General features: G+C 49.3%; 28 protein-coding genes. All 28 read right to left on the bottom strand.

The annotated features are described in order from the left end of the window. Nucleotides 1–20: 20 nt before the first annotated feature. Nucleotides 21–1,547, bottom strand: a complete 1,527-nt coding sequence (terL, locus tag FBQ94_RS13015) for a phage terminase large subunit (protein ID WP_007221766.1) — start codon at nt 1,545–1,547, stop codon at nt 21–23. 4 nt (nt 1,548–1,551) lie between these two features. Further along, the gene (locus FBQ94_RS13020; RefSeq protein ID WP_007221767.1) at nt 1,552–1,983 is read right to left on the bottom strand and encodes a hypothetical protein; all 432 of its coding nucleotides are present in this window, start codon (nt 1,981–1,983) and stop codon (nt 1,552–1,554) included. An 80-nt stretch (nt 1,984–2,063) separates the two neighbouring features. After that, nucleotides 2,064–2,306, bottom strand: a complete 243-nt coding sequence (locus tag FBQ94_RS13025; RefSeq protein ID WP_007221768.1) for a hypothetical protein — start codon at nt 2,304–2,306, stop codon at nt 2,064–2,066. Then, nucleotides 2,299–2,586, bottom strand: a complete 288-nt coding sequence (locus tag FBQ94_RS13030) for a hypothetical protein (RefSeq protein WP_007221769.1) — start codon at nt 2,584–2,586, stop codon at nt 2,299–2,301. Before FBQ94_RS13030 ends, FBQ94_RS13025 begins: the two co-directional genes overlap by 8 nt. A 96-nt stretch (nt 2,587–2,682) precedes the next feature. Continuing rightward, complete coding sequence (locus FBQ94_RS13035) at nt 2,683–3,177, bottom strand: hypothetical protein (RefSeq protein ID WP_007221770.1); 495 nt, start codon at nt 3,175–3,177, stop codon at nt 2,683–2,685. Between the two features lie 115 nt (nt 3,178–3,292). Next, nucleotides 3,293–3,595 (bottom strand): Mor transcription activator family protein, encoded by a 303-nt coding sequence (locus FBQ94_RS13040; RefSeq protein ID WP_040543693.1) that lies wholly within the window; start codon nt 3,593–3,595, stop codon nt 3,293–3,295. Nucleotides 3,596–3,748: 153 nt separating this feature from the next. Then, nucleotides 3,749–4,384: an ORF6N domain-containing protein gene (locus FBQ94_RS13045; RefSeq protein ID WP_285442180.1), complete on the bottom strand. Its 636-nt coding sequence runs from the start codon at nt 4,382–4,384 to the stop codon at nt 3,749–3,751. A 54-nt stretch (nt 4,385–4,438) separates the two neighbouring features. Continuing rightward, a complete protein-coding gene (locus FBQ94_RS13050) occupies nt 4,439–4,690 on the bottom strand; it encodes a hypothetical protein (RefSeq protein WP_007221773.1) in 252 nt (83 codons plus the stop codon). 55 nt (nt 4,691–4,745) lie between these two features. Further along, the gene (locus FBQ94_RS13055; protein WP_007221774.1) at nt 4,746–5,219 is read right to left on the bottom strand and encodes a hypothetical protein; all 474 of its coding nucleotides are present in this window, start codon (nt 5,217–5,219) and stop codon (nt 4,746–4,748) included. Between the two features lie 164 nt (nt 5,220–5,383). Beyond that, nucleotides 5,384–5,662 (bottom strand): hypothetical protein, encoded by a 279-nt coding sequence (locus FBQ94_RS13060; protein WP_285442181.1) that lies wholly within the window; start codon nt 5,660–5,662, stop codon nt 5,384–5,386. 53 nt (nt 5,663–5,715) lie between these two features. Beyond that, entirely contained in the window at nt 5,716–5,889 is a 174-nt protein-coding gene (locus FBQ94_RS13065; protein ID WP_007221777.1) for a hypothetical protein, read from the bottom strand. Continuing rightward, a complete protein-coding gene (locus FBQ94_RS13070; RefSeq protein ID WP_007221778.1) occupies nt 5,886–6,068 on the bottom strand; it encodes a hypothetical protein in 183 nt (60 codons plus the stop codon). Before FBQ94_RS13070 ends, FBQ94_RS13065 begins: the two co-directional genes overlap by 4 nt. After that, nucleotides 6,068–6,274 carry a DUF3310 domain-containing protein gene (locus FBQ94_RS13075; RefSeq protein WP_007221779.1) on the bottom strand — a complete coding sequence of 69 codons (207 nt, stop codon included), beginning with the start codon at nt 6,272–6,274 and terminating at the stop codon, nt 6,068–6,070. Before FBQ94_RS13075 ends, FBQ94_RS13070 begins: the two co-directional genes overlap by 1 nt. Nucleotides 6,275–6,359: 85 nt before the next feature. Beyond that, nucleotides 6,360–6,920 carry a host-nuclease inhibitor Gam family protein gene (locus FBQ94_RS13080; RefSeq protein ID WP_007221780.1) on the bottom strand — a complete coding sequence of 187 codons (561 nt, stop codon included), beginning with the start codon at nt 6,918–6,920 and terminating at the stop codon, nt 6,360–6,362. Then, entirely contained in the window at nt 6,889–7,122 is a 234-nt protein-coding gene (locus FBQ94_RS13085) for a hypothetical protein (protein WP_007221781.1), read from the bottom strand. Before FBQ94_RS13085 ends, FBQ94_RS13080 begins: the two co-directional genes overlap by 32 nt. A 202-nt stretch (nt 7,123–7,324) precedes the next feature. Beyond that, the gene (locus FBQ94_RS13090; RefSeq protein WP_285442182.1) at nt 7,325–8,263 is read right to left on the bottom strand and encodes an AAA family ATPase; all 939 of its coding nucleotides are present in this window, start codon (nt 8,261–8,263) and stop codon (nt 7,325–7,327) included. Nucleotides 8,264–8,335: 72 nt separating this feature from the next. Beyond that, complete coding sequence (locus FBQ94_RS13095) at nt 8,336–8,557, bottom strand: hypothetical protein (RefSeq protein ID WP_007221784.1); 222 nt, start codon at nt 8,555–8,557, stop codon at nt 8,336–8,338. A 218-nt stretch (nt 8,558–8,775) separates the two neighbouring features. Next, nucleotides 8,776–10,413 carry a DDE-type integrase/transposase/recombinase gene (locus FBQ94_RS13100; protein WP_007221785.1) on the bottom strand — a complete coding sequence of 546 codons (1,638 nt, stop codon included), beginning with the start codon at nt 10,411–10,413 and terminating at the stop codon, nt 8,776–8,778. Nucleotides 10,414–10,443: 30 nt separating this feature from the next. Further along, nucleotides 10,444–11,250, bottom strand: a complete 807-nt coding sequence (locus FBQ94_RS13105) for a hypothetical protein (RefSeq protein WP_285442183.1) — start codon at nt 11,248–11,250, stop codon at nt 10,444–10,446. Nucleotides 11,251–11,284: 34 nt separating this feature from the next. Then, nucleotides 11,285–11,581 carry a hypothetical protein gene (locus FBQ94_RS13110; protein WP_007221787.1) on the bottom strand — a complete coding sequence of 99 codons (297 nt, stop codon included), beginning with the start codon at nt 11,579–11,581 and terminating at the stop codon, nt 11,285–11,287. Between the two features lie 42 nt (nt 11,582–11,623). After that, nucleotides 11,624–11,917, bottom strand: coding sequence for an IclR family transcriptional regulator (locus FBQ94_RS13115; RefSeq protein ID WP_007221788.1), 294 nt, complete (start codon nt 11,915–11,917; stop codon nt 11,624–11,626). Continuing rightward, on the bottom strand, nt 11,914–12,150 hold the full coding sequence (locus tag FBQ94_RS13120; RefSeq protein ID WP_040543695.1) for a hypothetical protein: 237 nt from the start codon (nt 12,148–12,150) through the stop codon (nt 11,914–11,916). The genes FBQ94_RS13115 and FBQ94_RS13120 overlap by 4 nt, the downstream gene beginning before the upstream one ends. Before the next feature lie 3 nt (nt 12,151–12,153). After that, a complete protein-coding gene (locus FBQ94_RS13125; RefSeq protein ID WP_007221790.1) occupies nt 12,154–12,417 on the bottom strand; it encodes a DUF3850 domain-containing protein in 264 nt (87 codons plus the stop codon). Nucleotides 12,418–12,608: 191 nt separating this feature from the next. Further along, a complete protein-coding gene (locus FBQ94_RS13130) occupies nt 12,609–12,776 on the bottom strand; it encodes a hypothetical protein (protein ID WP_285442184.1) in 168 nt (55 codons plus the stop codon). 102 nt (nt 12,777–12,878) lie between these two features. Beyond that, nucleotides 12,879–13,118 (bottom strand): hypothetical protein, encoded by a 240-nt coding sequence (locus FBQ94_RS13135; RefSeq protein WP_007221792.1) that lies wholly within the window; start codon nt 13,116–13,118, stop codon nt 12,879–12,881. Nucleotides 13,119–13,373: 255 nt separating this feature from the next. Continuing rightward, the gene (locus tag FBQ94_RS13140) at nt 13,374–13,886 is read right to left on the bottom strand and encodes a hypothetical protein (RefSeq protein ID WP_007221794.1); all 513 of its coding nucleotides are present in this window, start codon (nt 13,884–13,886) and stop codon (nt 13,374–13,376) included. Nucleotides 13,887–13,924: 38 nt separating this feature from the next. Beyond that, entirely contained in the window at nt 13,925–14,236 is a 312-nt protein-coding gene (locus FBQ94_RS13145) for a hypothetical protein (protein WP_040543696.1), read from the bottom strand. Then, entirely contained in the window at nt 14,233–14,652 is a 420-nt protein-coding gene (locus FBQ94_RS13150; RefSeq protein WP_040543697.1) for a hypothetical protein, read from the bottom strand. Before FBQ94_RS13150 ends, FBQ94_RS13145 begins: the two co-directional genes overlap by 4 nt. Between the last annotated feature and the right edge of the window lie 149 nt (nt 14,653–14,801).

The following is a 14,801-nucleotide window of genomic DNA, read 5'->3' on the forward strand; positions in this document are numbered from 1 at the left end:
GCGGTGAAGTTTTTATCTGTTTAATTCTGCATATACCGCCTTATCGCCCCGCCTGTCGATTCCCTCTTAATACCAGTTGACTGGTATTCGATAATTCCCGATCCTTTCTCAGCCATGTCGACTGCACCCTCGAGTGCATCCGGCCCGTCATCGTTCATAGTAGAAGAGGGGAAATAGATGAGTTGTTCTACTAATACATCCTGATCTGAGTGTCCCTTGCGAAAGCGGAGTATCCCGCGTTCCACGTGCGGAGATATACGGCCAATCCTTGCCTCTTTTGCTACGCTGTGTTTTACGCCGCTCATGGGCAAGATGTACCCCTTATCCCGCGCCACAAGCTGAAAAGGGCTCTGGGCAAACTCGCCCAGGGCATTTTCTTCCATGCTCATCGCCAGAGGGTGAAACTCCTCGTACCGGATATAAGCTACTTTAGCCATCTCGTTAGGAGATACCCGCCTGATGAAGGCATCCAGTACGTAGATGATGCCGTCCGTATCGATCCCTATGGTTACAATTGCCTTATAGTCGTTACTTGCCCCGGATTCGCTTGAGGGGTCAATAAACGTATATACCCGCAATACCTTCCTTAAAATCTCTTCAGGATAGTAATACCTGATCCACTCTTCTCTGAATAACCCTTCATCGTCCCGTGGGTCATTCATCATCTCCTGATTAAACCGCACGCTCCCCATTTGTGCCTTGCGCTTCCTGAGCCGTTCCATACTCCACGCCTCCGGCCACAAGGGAAGGTTAAACTCAGTAATAGCCTTATAAATCTTCGAGAAATAACGGGGCTTTTCAGGGTCATCCTCTGCCTTCATGTTCATCATCTCCGCCAAAACACTCTTTCTCGAAAGCAGCGTCCCGATCATCAGAAACGAGTAATCTTCAGCAAGACTTCCCAGCACAGCAGTAAGCAGCCAATCGATTGTCTCTTTCACCAGGCGCGGGTTTCGCACGTTCTTATCGTTTTCCAGGTCGTCAATAATAACCCTGTCGGGCCGATATTGCCGGTTCCGCAAACCCCTGATCCTTTGCCCCCTTCCCCTTGCCTTTATCCGCGCGCCATTTTTTGTAATAAAATCCTCTGCTTTCCAGAAACCCTGTTTTACGAGGTCGCCAAAATCTCCTCTTAGCCGCTCATTGCTCTCCAGCTCCATCTGTATGAATTGACAGAAGTCGGATGCCAGGTCTTCGGTGTCGGATACAATGATGATGAAGCGTTTTTTCTCAAACAGGATATCATAGAGCGGTATTGCCAGCGTGCAGAGGGTGGACTTTGCGTGCTCCCTGGGCGCCGCTATCAATATCGGCTCCCCCCCGATATCAGCAAAATCAACCAACTCTTTATGAAAATCCGCAGGCGGTTTCGTGAAATAGTGGGGGAGATAGGTCTGAAAGAAGTAAAACCTGTCGGCCTTCGCCCGTGTGATCCGTTTTGCCTTTTCTTCCTCAGAGTCCTCAAACGGCCTGGCATCGGCGCTCATCCGTTCAAGGATTTCCTGCGCCCGCTTTTCAAATTTTTTGTCTGAAAATTTCTTTTTCATTTTTTTATAAGTTCTTGATTTCCTCAAAGAAGGCATGGGTATGCTTCTTGAGCCGCTCGATAAATTCCTGATCCGGTTCCTTCTGACGAATAAACGTGGCAAAGCGGTCCATTACGTCAATTACCGCGCCTTTAACGTCGTAACCTTCCATCTTCTCGATCAGAAGCTTGATCTTATACATCTCGTCCGTTTTCTTTGCATCGATGTCGTCAGTGTCTTCTAAAAGTTTTGCAAACCGCATCTTGAGCTTTTCAACTGGCCCGGTTCTTGTAGAGACAAGGTATTCTTTCCGCTTCCTCACCCAATCTCCTTTTACCGACCAGAGCGAAACTGTCTTCTCGGAAATACCAAGAAGCTCAGAGATTTCCCTTTGAGTTTTCCCCTCTTTGACGTATAGCCGTTCGGCCTCGTCATAATATGCCTCGAATTTGCTCATGGTTTACCCTCTGTTAGTTGTGAATGGTGAATGGTGAATTGAAACTTTCAACTCACAACTCACAATTTACCATTCACCATTCACAACTCATTTTCAATCCTCTTAATCTCTTCCGTAACCCTCTTGTATTCCTCAACCACCTGCGTTAATTCCTCAAACGCCTGTTTTGCATGCTCAAACTCCATACCTTTGATACCGTCTGAGGAAAAGAGGTAGATGTTTACGTCTTTCCTGCAGCGGTCGGCCTGGATTTCTAGCTTGCTCATTGACTGCTTTTTTTCTGCAAGGAGTCCTTGCTTGATGTACCTTGTGTTCTTATCCACCGTGCCCTCCCAGTACTCGTGTGATAAATGCGGTAACTGCCGCTGTGATTGCCGATACGCCTCCGGATGCATACCAGACTTTTTTTTCTACTGCCGCGATACGCGCATCCTGCTTCTCCAGTATTTTTTCATACCTGTCGCAGAAGGCTTCCTGCTGCGCCTTGAGCGACTTCATAATCTCTGTTCCTGAGCTCAATTGACTCTTGATGTCGCCGTGTATCTCTTCAAGTTTCAGGGCGACCTCGCAATATTTCGGGCTTGGGCAGATGTTTTCTGACATTCTTTTTCTCCGTTACTCCCTCTTAATCCCCCTTGATCCCCCTTTAGGAAAGGGGGAGATGATTTCCCCCCTTTTCTAAAGGGGGGCTAGGGGGGATTACATTTTGGATACTACCTTCTGCACCTGCTTGTCCAGGAATGTTGCATTGCCGAACAGTTTTGAGACATCTTCAATTACTTCTTTTACTGAGTTAAACTGTTCAAACTTCGCCTTGATGACATCCTGTATGTTTTGCTGACCTTCGAATACTTTCATGATCGCCTCTTTCACGGCGTCATATTCCGCCGCGCCGATCTCTACGCCCTTAATCACCGTATTGAGTGCGCTCTTGTTTTTCCGTGATACGACGACGCTCGTGATGCTGTGCCCCACAAGGCCCAGGAGTGCGGCGATCCCGGCGCCGATGGCGCCGTAGCCGGGCACGAAGCCGGCGGTATCTTTAACAATATCGCCTGCCACATCCAAGGTTTTTTCAATTTTCGTGTGAGGTTTGCCGTCTTTGCCGAAGACGAGGTCTAATGCATCGCATCCGCAGACGGAGAGGAAAAGAAGGATAATGCCTATACTGTAGTACTGTGTGCCGTGTTTCATTCTATAATCTCCTTACGTAGAGACGACTTTCTTGATCCCTTGTGTCCCCTGTGGGGGCGGGTTTTGTACGGGGGATTATGATGGGGGGTAGATAGGGACACGGCGCGCCGTGTCCCTACTGGAATAGTAATTTCTGGTTGACCTTGTTGAGCGCTTTTTGGTCTCTGAGGATCTCGTATACCCATGCGAGGCTGTAACCCGTGACGCGGGCTAGCTCGTGGTGGTTATTGCCGGTGAAGTTTTTTATGATGTATTGCTTTTTTTTCTCACGAATGAAGCCGTCCAGGCTAATGAAGTAGAACGGCATCTTGCCGAAATGCTCGATGAGCTTGATGGTGTTCTCTATGCCTATAAGGCGCACCATCTCCTGATAATGGCGTGGTAGTTCGCTGACGTCAATTTCATCTAACCACTTCATACGTTCCTCCTATTGGGTTGTTGCGAGAAAGAGACAGGATAAACAGGGTAAGGATACACCATGATGTGGGGTTTGTCAATGTTTGTGGTAGTGCGCCGTGTTCCCGCCGTAGGGGCAGGTTTGAAACCTGCCCCTACAAACGGGCGTTTTGCCTTAGTTTAACCGATTCTTGAAATGTTCTGCATATCCCTGTAACTTTGGCAGATCCTTTGGCGGCATAAGCAACCCGCATGATTCCATCCTGCGGACATGTTTCCTCACCGTAGATTTTTCCAGATGGACAAGCAGGGCAATTTCCCTGTTGTTCAGCCCAATATCCTTATACCTGAGTATCTTCCTCCAGAGGGGCGACCTATCAAGCAATTCGCTCCGCATGTTATTGAACATCCACTCCTGTCTGTCCTGTTTCAGGTTTGGCTTCACCGTGATCCTGCCTGCCTTGATCTCTTCCATGAGAAACGAGTATGCGCAAAATCCTTCCACCACTGCTATGGCATGCTCTATCGCCTCATCCGTGCTCAGGATTGTGGAAAACATATAGGCACCTCTTTTGGTGTAGGCATAAGGCGAATGACCACCTTTCCAGTCGATATCACAAATTGTGATATCATCTTTAGTGAGTTGAAAGTAATCTACACCTTCCATAAACTTTTTAGGATTCCTTACCCGTGCCTGATTTAACTCCATCGTCTCAACCCCATAAACCCTCGCCAGATCTCTATCGAGCATGCAGGGCGGTTTCCCTGGCAATTCAATTACCCTGTCTTCAATCCTCATTACCTGTTCCATAATCATTCATCCCTCCAATAAAAAAGTTATAAAAATTTACTCAAACCCCCGGGTTTAAAATTCCATCTCACCCTCCAAAAGAGCCAATGTCTTTTCAAGAAGTGCGATGTATTTATTCTGTAATTCATGATCATTATCAATAATAACAGCGTTTTTGTCTTTCACGATTTCATCACAAATGAGCCGATATGCATTCATTGCATAATTTGAGTTGCTTTTGAAGGCAACTCCCATAAGGCTAAATGCATGGAAATTAAATACAGCTTCTTTTCCTTCCCATAGTACAGAATATAATTTTTCGCTCATCTCTCATCTCCCATTAAGAATTTTTGTGAATACAAGACATGTCAGGGTACCCTGTTTACTCTATCTGTGTAATCGGTGAAATCTGTGGTTTCAAAGGATCTTCTTTTTGTAATTCGATAAGCCTTTTTTTCAATTCCTTCAAGCCCGCTATGCGCATCTTCCGGTACCCATCGCTTTCGCCGAACCGGGCGCAGAGGTTGTTGAGCGGGACGATAAAGTCGGCGCCGTACCGGGCACGGGCAAGGTCGGCGATTTCTTCGAGGAGGCCGGTGCGGCTGGATTCGTAACGTTTTCTAATCTCCCTTTGCCCCCTTGTAGGGACACGGAGCGCCGTGTCCCTACTTGCGTCTCTACAATCGGTGATGTGGGTGATGACCCGGAATACCTCTTTCGATGTGGCTTCGCTGAGCCGTTTGCCTCCAAGGATTTCCGGGGCGATGTACTCGCGGAGGGTTTCGGCCGACAGGCCGACTTTTTTGGCCTCGGCAAAGAGGACGGCAAGGAGTTTGTGTTTGCCGTTTTTATTCATCGAAATGGCCTCTTGCTATGGAAAAGAAAGCTAAAATTAATGCGGTGATGAACATGCCTGCTACGATTCCGATTATGAGTTGCATAGGTTTTGCCTCCTCCTTTTTTTGTGTGAAAGAAATGTGCCCGGCGGGGGCGGGTTTGAAACCCGCCCCTACGTTAACGTTATTCTGCATCAACGCCATATGCGTCATTATTCATATCGTCATCATCCTCGTGACCGCATGGCGGTAGTTCATACCTCGTTACGGGTGAAGGGCTGTGGCTTGCGGCAAATTGCATGGCGAGTTCACGGGTCGTTGGGGTCATGCAATAGACCGCTTCGGGGTTGTAGAACTGCGTTGCTATACAGTTGCCATGCTTGTCCGGTACATCGATCCTGATAAATGATGCAGAACCGATTGTCTGTTCTTTTACCAATCCCGCCATTTTCCTGTGCCCCATAAGCTCCAGGATCGCCCACTCTTCGAATGATTTGTTTTCCATGTTTCCTCCTCTTATTTAATGATAGATAACAGCCGTACTTCATGTGCGTATTTCGCCAAAAGCGCATTGAGCTTAGCGCTGTTGTTTTTCCGCTCTAGCTCAATATCCTGCGGTGTTGCGCGGATGTACCAACTGATGAAGTTTATGCGTTCCAGGTTTGGTTCTGTTTCGTGAGATAGTCTCATGGTGTTTTATTTCCCCCGGCATCTCTCCGCTGAAGCCATTCGAGTATTTGTGCCTGATACGCTGCGTCAAGCTCCCGGTATGCGCATAAGAAATATACGAATATTACAACGCCCGCAAAGAACCCGCCCACGGCTAGCCCTGCGAGAAAAGACGCCGCGCTTATTTCTATTCCGAACATTATTCACCCCTCCTTTCTAAATAACGGTTTAAATACCAGACGGCCTTTTTAATATCCTCGGCCGGGTCTGCCGTCTTTCTGCCAGCCCGGAGGATGTACTTCACAGCGTTGCCCAGGTGGAACCCAAGACCGAAGGCTTCTATAACTTCTACAACTTCCATACTTCCTGCTTTATAGTGTGCCGGGTGGTTTACATTGTCTGCCATACGTTCCCTCAAATTATTTTTTTACGGGGATAATCCCCCCTGCCCCCCTTTAGAAAAGGGGGGAATTAACGAAAGGGGGGATGATTCACGCTACCTTGAGTTTCTTTGCCGCCTCGTCAAGGTCTTTTGAGGCTGCGGTTTCTAGCCAGAACTCGTCTTTTTGCTCAACGGACAGGCCACATTGGGAGAGTATGTTCTTATCCAGTGTGCCCTGGCTTTCAGCCGCGATGACCTTCTCTTTGTCGATTTCGTACGATTTGCGCACAAAGTCTGGCAGGTACAACATCGCAAGCTCTGCGGCATCTTTAAAGTTTTTTGCTACCCGCTTGAGGAGTGTGACGGCCGGTGTGGATACCCGGAAACCGAGGCGCCCGAACGGTGTTTCCAGGGTGCGCTTTCCCCACGTCGCCGATGCCTCTTCGGCCCATGCCTCAAGCTCTTTGATAAGCAGGGCTTTCTCCGCCTCAAGCCCTGTGCGACCGGCCTTTTTCTGGTTTTTGTCGTGTTCCTCACGGACGAGCGCTATATCGTGCGCCTCTTCCAGGGTCCACTGCGCAAGCCGGGTGTCGATCTGGTTGAGCCGGGACATGGCCGCCTCCATGTCGCTCACCGTTCTAATGCTGTTTTTTGGCTTTACCCTTGCCATACTTCCTCCTTATTGCCTGAACCTGATTATCCAGTCTTCTCAATGCTTTTACGTATTCGCCATATCTCTTGTCGCTGATCTCCTTTCTGCTGAAGGTGAAACTGTCTAATATGGTCGGGGGTGTGTAGATTCTTGCCCCATAGGCGCTCGCCCACCGCTTTTCATCGTTACGGTTTTTTTGTTTTAGTTGAAGTGGTCTCATAATGCTCCTGTTTATTATTTTCTGTAGGGCGACCCTTTAGGGTTGCCCGGCAAGGCTGAAGCCTTGCCCTGCATTTCTTTTCATTGCCAAAGCAACAACTTGAACTTGTTATAATCCTTTGTTTTTCCATATTTTTCAGTCATTTCATCCATTTTATCTATCTCCTTATTATGCCCTGTTAAGCCGTCTCCACGGTGAACCATTACGCCCCGGCAACCTGCCTGAGCGCGCCTGCCTTGCCTTCCATTTTTTTCCGTATCACCTCGGCAATGGCCTCTCTGGTTTTCGAAGCGGTGTCGTCGGTGAGCTTGTCCATCCGGTCGTTTGCTACAAGCGAAAGGGTGGCTTTGGAGATGCCCGTCTCGTCGGCGATTTCCGAAAGGGAGATATCCGTTAATTTAATAAGCTCTTTCAGTCCGCCGCCGTAGAGGTCAAAGACCTCAAACGCCGTGACCTTCTTGTGCCCGCAGGCAAGGGCGCGCTCCATAAGGGCGATGAGCATTTCCTGAAGCTCGAGAAAGTTGCGCGCCGTGCGGAGCCGGGAGAGCGTTGCGCGGGTGTAGTCCTTGACCTCGTTTTGCGTAAGCCCCTTCATATATACCGTGTCCGTCCGCAGCCGCACCTCATCCACGCCAGGCTTGCGCATGGGGTCGTACTGGCCCAGCATGATCACGGTGAAGAGCGGGCTTTGCCCCATCCATTCCATTTCCCGCAAGGTTTTTAACGACCTGAGGGTTTGGCCGTGCAGCCGGTGGGCCTCTTCGAGGATGAGGACGATTTCCTGCCGGCGTGACGCCTCGCCCATGATTCTCCTGAGCTGCCGGGCGCGTATCTCGCGGGTTCGCTTGATCTCTTCCTGCGAGAGGTCGGCGATGAGGGCGCGCTCGATATCGCCCACAAGGACCTTTTCCTTATCTGAGGTGAAAAGGCTTATCACTTTGACGTCCATGTCCCTGAGCGTGCTATCCACAGCGCGGCTCTTGCCGTTGCCGCGTTCGGCAATAATAGAGACCATTGCCCGTGATTCTACCGCCATGCCGATAATTCTCTTTACCCGCGTGATATCTGCCGTTTCCAGGTGCATGCCCCGGAACGGGTCCTTCCGGTAACCGTATTCTGCCAGTACTGCCAATCTGCTCATCTTTCATCCCCTCCTTTATAAATTGTTAATCCCCCTTGCTCCCCCTTTAGAAAAGGGGGAGATGATTCCCTATTATGAGGGGGTTATTCCCTTGAATGCCGTGCAAACCGGCTTTCCTGCCGCATCGTACGTCCATTCTGCGGGATATTCTGCTTCGTCAACATCATAGAACAGTGTCCTTACATTGATATCGCAGCAGGAATCTGCGTAATCGCCCTTCTCGCATACATCACAAAAATTTACCTCAAACAGAATGCCCTCTGCGCCGTTTGCCGGCCGGTATTTTTCTGCCATACGTTTCCTCTCCTTCCCTTATAAATTGTTAATCCCCCTTGATCCCCCTTTACAAAAGGGGGAAAAATCATCTCTTTCTTTCCTTGGTAAGTTGTTAGTGTCAGTGTCAGTGTCAGTGTTTTCACTCACACTCACACTCACACTCACACTCATGCTCTCCCCCTTTTTCTACTTACAGCTCTCCCCCTTTTTTAAAGGGGGGCAGGGGGGATTAGGAATTATCCTGCTGCCGTTGCCTTCTTGCAGCTTGCCTTGTGTAGCTCAAGCGCAAGGTCTGTCACATACTGCTTCCTGAGTCCATTCTCTTGTATGAGTCCCTCGATTGCCTCCCTCTGTGATGGCTCGATGTATACCCCAACGATTTCACAGAATTCCCGCATCGCCTCCTGAAGAGAGGGGTGCGTGTCGATATCGAACACATCGAACACCTCCCGCGTCTCTTTTGTCTGAGCGGGCAGGGGAACGACCTTTGTCTCTTCCCTCCTTTCGTAAATGCCCCGGAATTCACCGGGCTTCATCTGCTTTTTTAACTCCTGTGCCTCTTCCCTGATCTTTACGCCTTCAAGCTTCTTGTCAGCCCGGATGGCATCCAGGGCGGGCATTTCAAACGGGGTAGCCTCGTACCGTTGATGTGTTATAACGTCTTCCACCACGATTGATTTTTCCAGCAGACCACGGTATACCCACACCCAGGCATCCAGCAGCCCCTTCACAAAATACCGCTCGTTCTCAAGCCGCATGATGCCATCTTTGCCCACCAGCCTTTTGAGCCGCGTGAATGCGCGGCCGAAGGCGCTTTCATCGATGTCGATTACCCCGCCGTGCTGCATCACGGCCATCCATGCCTGTGTGCGGGTGCACATGAGGTTTGGGTGCTTTTTGTTATTCACCTCTACCGTGTAATTCATAAGCCGGTCTTTCAATTCCGAAAGCCGGTATTCCCGCTTCTCCCAGTGCGGGTCCATGAGGAACTCGGCTGCCTCGAAGCCGCTCCAGAGGTGACGCCATCGGATCTCTATCTTTCCCGTGTCAGACGGGCTTTCCGGCTCATGGGTCTTGATCTCCACGCCAAGCTGCCGCTCGAAAAAGTTCCGGGTGGCTTCGGCCTTTGCCAGGGGGCCGTTATCCATGTAGACCCTGCCGGGCAGGCCGCGGAAGACGATCCGCTCGTCCTGCTTGCGCGCAAAGGCCCATTTGCAGAATTTCACGGCGTCCACGGACGATTCGCCGGGCGCCACAAACGGCATGGCAAGCCAGTACCGGGAGTGATCATCAACCATACCGTGGTACCAGACCCGCAGGTTTTCGAAGCGGTCCTTGTTCTTGTACGCCTTCGATGCCCGCACACGGAGGACAGGCTCGCCGTTATCGATGCCGACCACGTACAGATACTCACTGCCCGACACATCGTATTGCACCTGCTCCATAGGCCGTGCGGCCTCGAACCTGAGCACCCGGCCCTCCGTGTCCAGGAATCCCTTTTCCCTGAGCACGCGGGCAAAGGTGCTCACGGAGATATCTTTTGCGCTTTCGGGCAGCATGCTGTTCTCTATAGCCTTCCGTATTGCAATCTCCAGCGATGGCCGCCTGCCCGCGCGGGCGGGGATGAAGGCGTAGAGCCGGGCGATCTGCTTTGCCATGTCATGGAGGCCCGGTATTTTGGACTGCCCCTTCGTGACCTTCGGCCGCTTTTGGAGCAACTGGAAGCCCATCGCCTTGAATTTGCGATGCAGGGTGCCGTAGGAGATGCCGAGGGCGCTGGCGTGTTTCCGGACGATGTAGCTTTTAGAACCATTCACCGCCATGCGCCATTCCTGGAAGGCCACGGAGAGTACTGCTATGTCGATCTCTTTCATCTGTTTTTCCTTTAAAAGCGCCGTCGGGTTTTACATCCGACCAGGTAGTTTTGCCCCGATTGCATTCTCAAGCACGTTAATGCAATGGTTAAAGCAGTTCAAGACCGTCTCAAGCCGCTTCATGTAGAGGGCTTTTACGGGGCCTTCGTCCTCTGCCCCCCCAAATGTCTCGTCAAAGTGAAGCTTGCTGGCTATGGTAACGATCTCATCCGTATAGCGCTCGACAGCCATAATAAACTCATTAAACCCCTCCGGGAGTTTCGGGTCTGCGAGTTTTGCCTTGAGGAATTCTAGCTCATTCTTGTACGCCTGGAGTTCCTTACTATGTTCCTTATTGAGGCCTTCGACTTTTTTTTCTGAGGCCCTCTCTTTCTTTTCTGACAAATCCCTTGCCTCTTTGAGAAGCGCGACTGCTGCCTTTATCTCGTCGATATGTTCTTCATCGATGGGAATTTGTTTATCACCAAAAGGAATTACATTCTTCTCCCGTACGGCCTTCTTTGTCTCCTCCTCCAGGGTACTCACGAGCATCTTAATATCCCGCCACTTGAGTCCTGCGGCAGCCACAACCCTTACCGCATGTGCCCCAAGCTCCTGACACGCCTTAATCATCCGATCAACCGTATCGACACTCTTGCCGAGTTCTTCCTCACAGTATTCCTCCCAGCTTTCATACCCAAGCTCGAGGTATTGCTTACTCGACTTAATGGTACTCAAGCTATGTATCCAAGCCGCATCGATGAGCCGTGCCGCAAAATTTAACCCTGCGATAAAACCGCCCTGCCGTCCTTTTCTTCCCATATTCCCCCCCCTGTTCTTAGAACCCATACTCCGCACCGGTGCGGAGTATGCTTTTATAAGTTGTTGATTATCAATCACTTAATTTTTGAGACTCCGCATTTGCGGAGTCTGGCGCTTTTCCATTGCCATTATTGGTTACCTCCTTATTTTCAATCATTTCAATCACCATTTTTATCTCTTTAAAAGCGCTTTCACATATTTTTATATTTCGCTCAAATATTTCTTTCATACCCGATAGAGGTTCTAACCCCTGAGGTTTCCTCTCAATCAACACATCATTAAACAAAGCAGCCATCTTCATGAAACTTTTATGGTACTCGTTCATAATTTCTTTTTTTAACCCTTCTATCTTTTCTATTCCGAACATTCTTGTCTCCTATGGAAAATTTCCCGAAAATACGGTTATGTTTTATTCCAGATACTTTTGCATTACGTCTTTCAGTGTGCTCCTGACAGAGTCGGCTATCTTTACCAGTTCGGGCGATAGCCGCCAGCCGGTTGACACCTGTTCGGCCCAGCCGCCCAGTTTCAGGTTGTGAAGCGTCCAGGTCGCCTTACTCTTCGAGAGTCCCAGCGCGTCTATAATCTCTTGCGGCGTCACCGGACGGAAGACATCCTTTGCCAGATACTTCACTATTTTAATGAGGTTTTGCTGACTCTCATTTTTATAATCCGTCTTACCATCCCTTTCCCCTTGTTTCATGCTTCTTCCTCCAAGATAAATTGCTCACAAAGCGTCGTTCCCGGACGATTAATCCGTACGTATTCTGCCCTGATAAACTTCTCCCAGGCTGTATTACTCATATACCCAAGGTTTGCTGAATCTCGCAATCCATATTTATTTTGAATAGTACGCATGAGAAGTACACGGTCATGCTCTGCGTCCGGTACCAAATACAAGCTGGTAATCTCCCGATAAGGAACATGTTTTGACATCACTCATCCCTCAGTTTTCATCTCTACAGTGCCAATTGACATAATAATATATCCACGTTGCAAACCATCCGCGACATCTAGTATGTATTCTACTCCCACACAAGTACTACGCCCGGTATACCGCTCTGCCTTTATGTCGTATTCCTGTAGTACAAGGATGTCACCTACCTTGTAATCACGATCGTTACGACGTAAATCAAAGGTTTTTTTCCTCTCCAGGATCGCCTGGAAATACTCCGGCCAGCATTTCAAATAATGTGTTATCATGCCTTATATCCTTTCTGAATACAGAAATTCCCCCTTAAAAAAGGGGGATAAAGGGGGTTGTTTGTGCTCAAATAATCCTTAACTGAATGACATTGGTTTGTAACCTGAACCCATTGTTTAAACTATTTTCCCGGCGCCTGAATTGCCACTACTGACCTTTATTACACATCCTTTATCATCTAAATATTCCGTCATTTGTAACCCTCCAATCCCACACATACCTCATCATACTCACAACCAATTGAGCAACAACAAGGGCTTAGCCCAAACTGCAGATCTGTTCTTCCACATACCTCACATGCATCGATCTCGCCATCACCCCCAAAATCATCCCATACATCAGCATCAATTTCTTTCATCTCAATCCTCCCTCTTCCCTTTAAAAGGCTATCCCCTGGCAGAGGGTGGGATAGTCCACTCTGCCAGGAGTGGACGCTCAAGCGGCGTCCAATACAATCTTATTATTCCTCATCACATTGCACATGGCGCCACGCCTGGTTTGGCACCGCATATTGGACCGGCATACGGTATGTGCTGTATCCGCATTTCTCTGCATTTATAATCTTTTCCTCACACGGCGCGCACCGCCGTATGTGCGGACCCGGCGAATGAAACTGCTCGCCGCACATGAGGCACCCGCGAAGCGCCGGCCGATTATTTTGTTTGATAATTGCCTCAGTTTCAGATAGTCCAAAGCCCATCCCAGTCCCTCCTTTTATCTCCCCATTTACCATCGCGAGGTACCGGTGCAGATTCCACCTCTGTGTCGTGATCGAGTGTATCTTCCCCAAAAATATTGCCCGTAGAGTCTTGAGCGCATCATCGGTGAAGAGATCAAAGCTGAATGAACACCCGTGCCCCTCAACCTCGAAACAAACTTCGCCGTCCTGAATGCTCACAAACTTCCACCCCTGCGGTATACTGCTGATCTTACCTGCCGTTTCTGATATCATGATTCACCCCTTCCTTTCCCTTGCGGGTTCAGGTTTGCAACCTGAACCATAATGTAATTGCTCTAATGTCTGCCTGATCAATTTCTCTTTCTTTGCCATTTCCTCCTTCTGTTTCTCGATCCGTCCAAGCTCTGTTAACAGTGCGTCCTCTCCCTTCAGCAGATAGCAACCGATCATTTCCACCGCCGCCCGGAATATATCCGTATTTCCCGTTGCCTCGCAGAACGCCGGCGCATAAGCAAACGGAAACCGGTGATTTTCCTTGGATTCTGCCGTCCAACTGTCTAGCTGCGATTTGGTGATTTCCATACCCATCAGTTCGCTCATCTTGCCGGCAACGACCTCGCGGGAGAGCGGGCACTTTTTCAGCGCATCCGAAAGCAGCGCCCGGATCTGCGCATCAACATTGAAAGAGCCGGCCTTTGAGGCCAGGTTCTTCTCCCCCTGTGAGATCCGTTTCACAATATCAAAAAGGCTCAATTGGCCTGGCTGTGCCGTGTGAGTTTTTTTGCCCATAGGTCAAAATCTTTTTCAGAAATAGTCATTGAAACGGTTTACGAATGTGGTAAAATCAACCCAAGTTTGAAAATATCCATTCTCTTTTTACGGCAATGAAAGGATAAAGATATGAAAGCTATCTGGCTGAGCGGCAAACGCATGGGAGACCGCATCTTTAACATCTTCACCGACTTTGACATTGATATCACGCCAGAAAACTGCCCCGGGGAGACCCCGCAGCGCCGGGAAAAAGTCGGCGACCTTCTCATACTCATTGCCTCTGGTGACAGGAAAAGCTTTGCCGAATCCTGGAAGCAATCATCCGCAACAACAAGGGCGGCGCTTTCATATACCCTTACCGGCATCATACGCTTCCTCCGCAGCCTGCCTGATGAGAAGGAGTACCTTTACCCCGAACCCTCTTCCAGTTGGCTGGATCTGCTGCGAACTCTCCAGATATCTCAATCACCTCTTTTTCCGCCGAGTTCCTGTAGGCTTCATACTCTTGTCTCCAGCGGGCAATTACGTCCTGAGGAGTTGCCCCTTCTGGAAAACATTCGGGAGACTGGCCTGTTAAAAAACATACCAGCAGAAAATGCCGCCTTTTTTTTGGAAGCGATGTTCCTGCCACCGGCGCAATCCTCCCGCCAGGCAAATACACAGAAACACACCTGCCGATATACTCGTGAGGCACAGCAATGATTTTGCCGTCAATACAGACCGATCCGGTATGGTCTACAAACCGCTCAACCCTTATAAACGGAGCCTTACTTTGATTATCCATTATGTATTCACCCCCTTTTTTAGTTACCGTTGTTTATGAGCCAAAATAAAACGAACCCAGCAATTGATACGACTGACAGAGACCGGAATACCCAAACGGCTAATTCCGCTCAGCCTCCATACTTTTTATGGTGCCTTCTAAATCGGAAA

The sequence above is a fragment of the Candidatus Jettenia sp. AMX1 genome (assembly GCF_030263775.1).
Lineage (GTDB): Bacteria > Planctomycetota > Brocadiia > Brocadiales > Brocadiaceae > Jettenia > Jettenia caeni.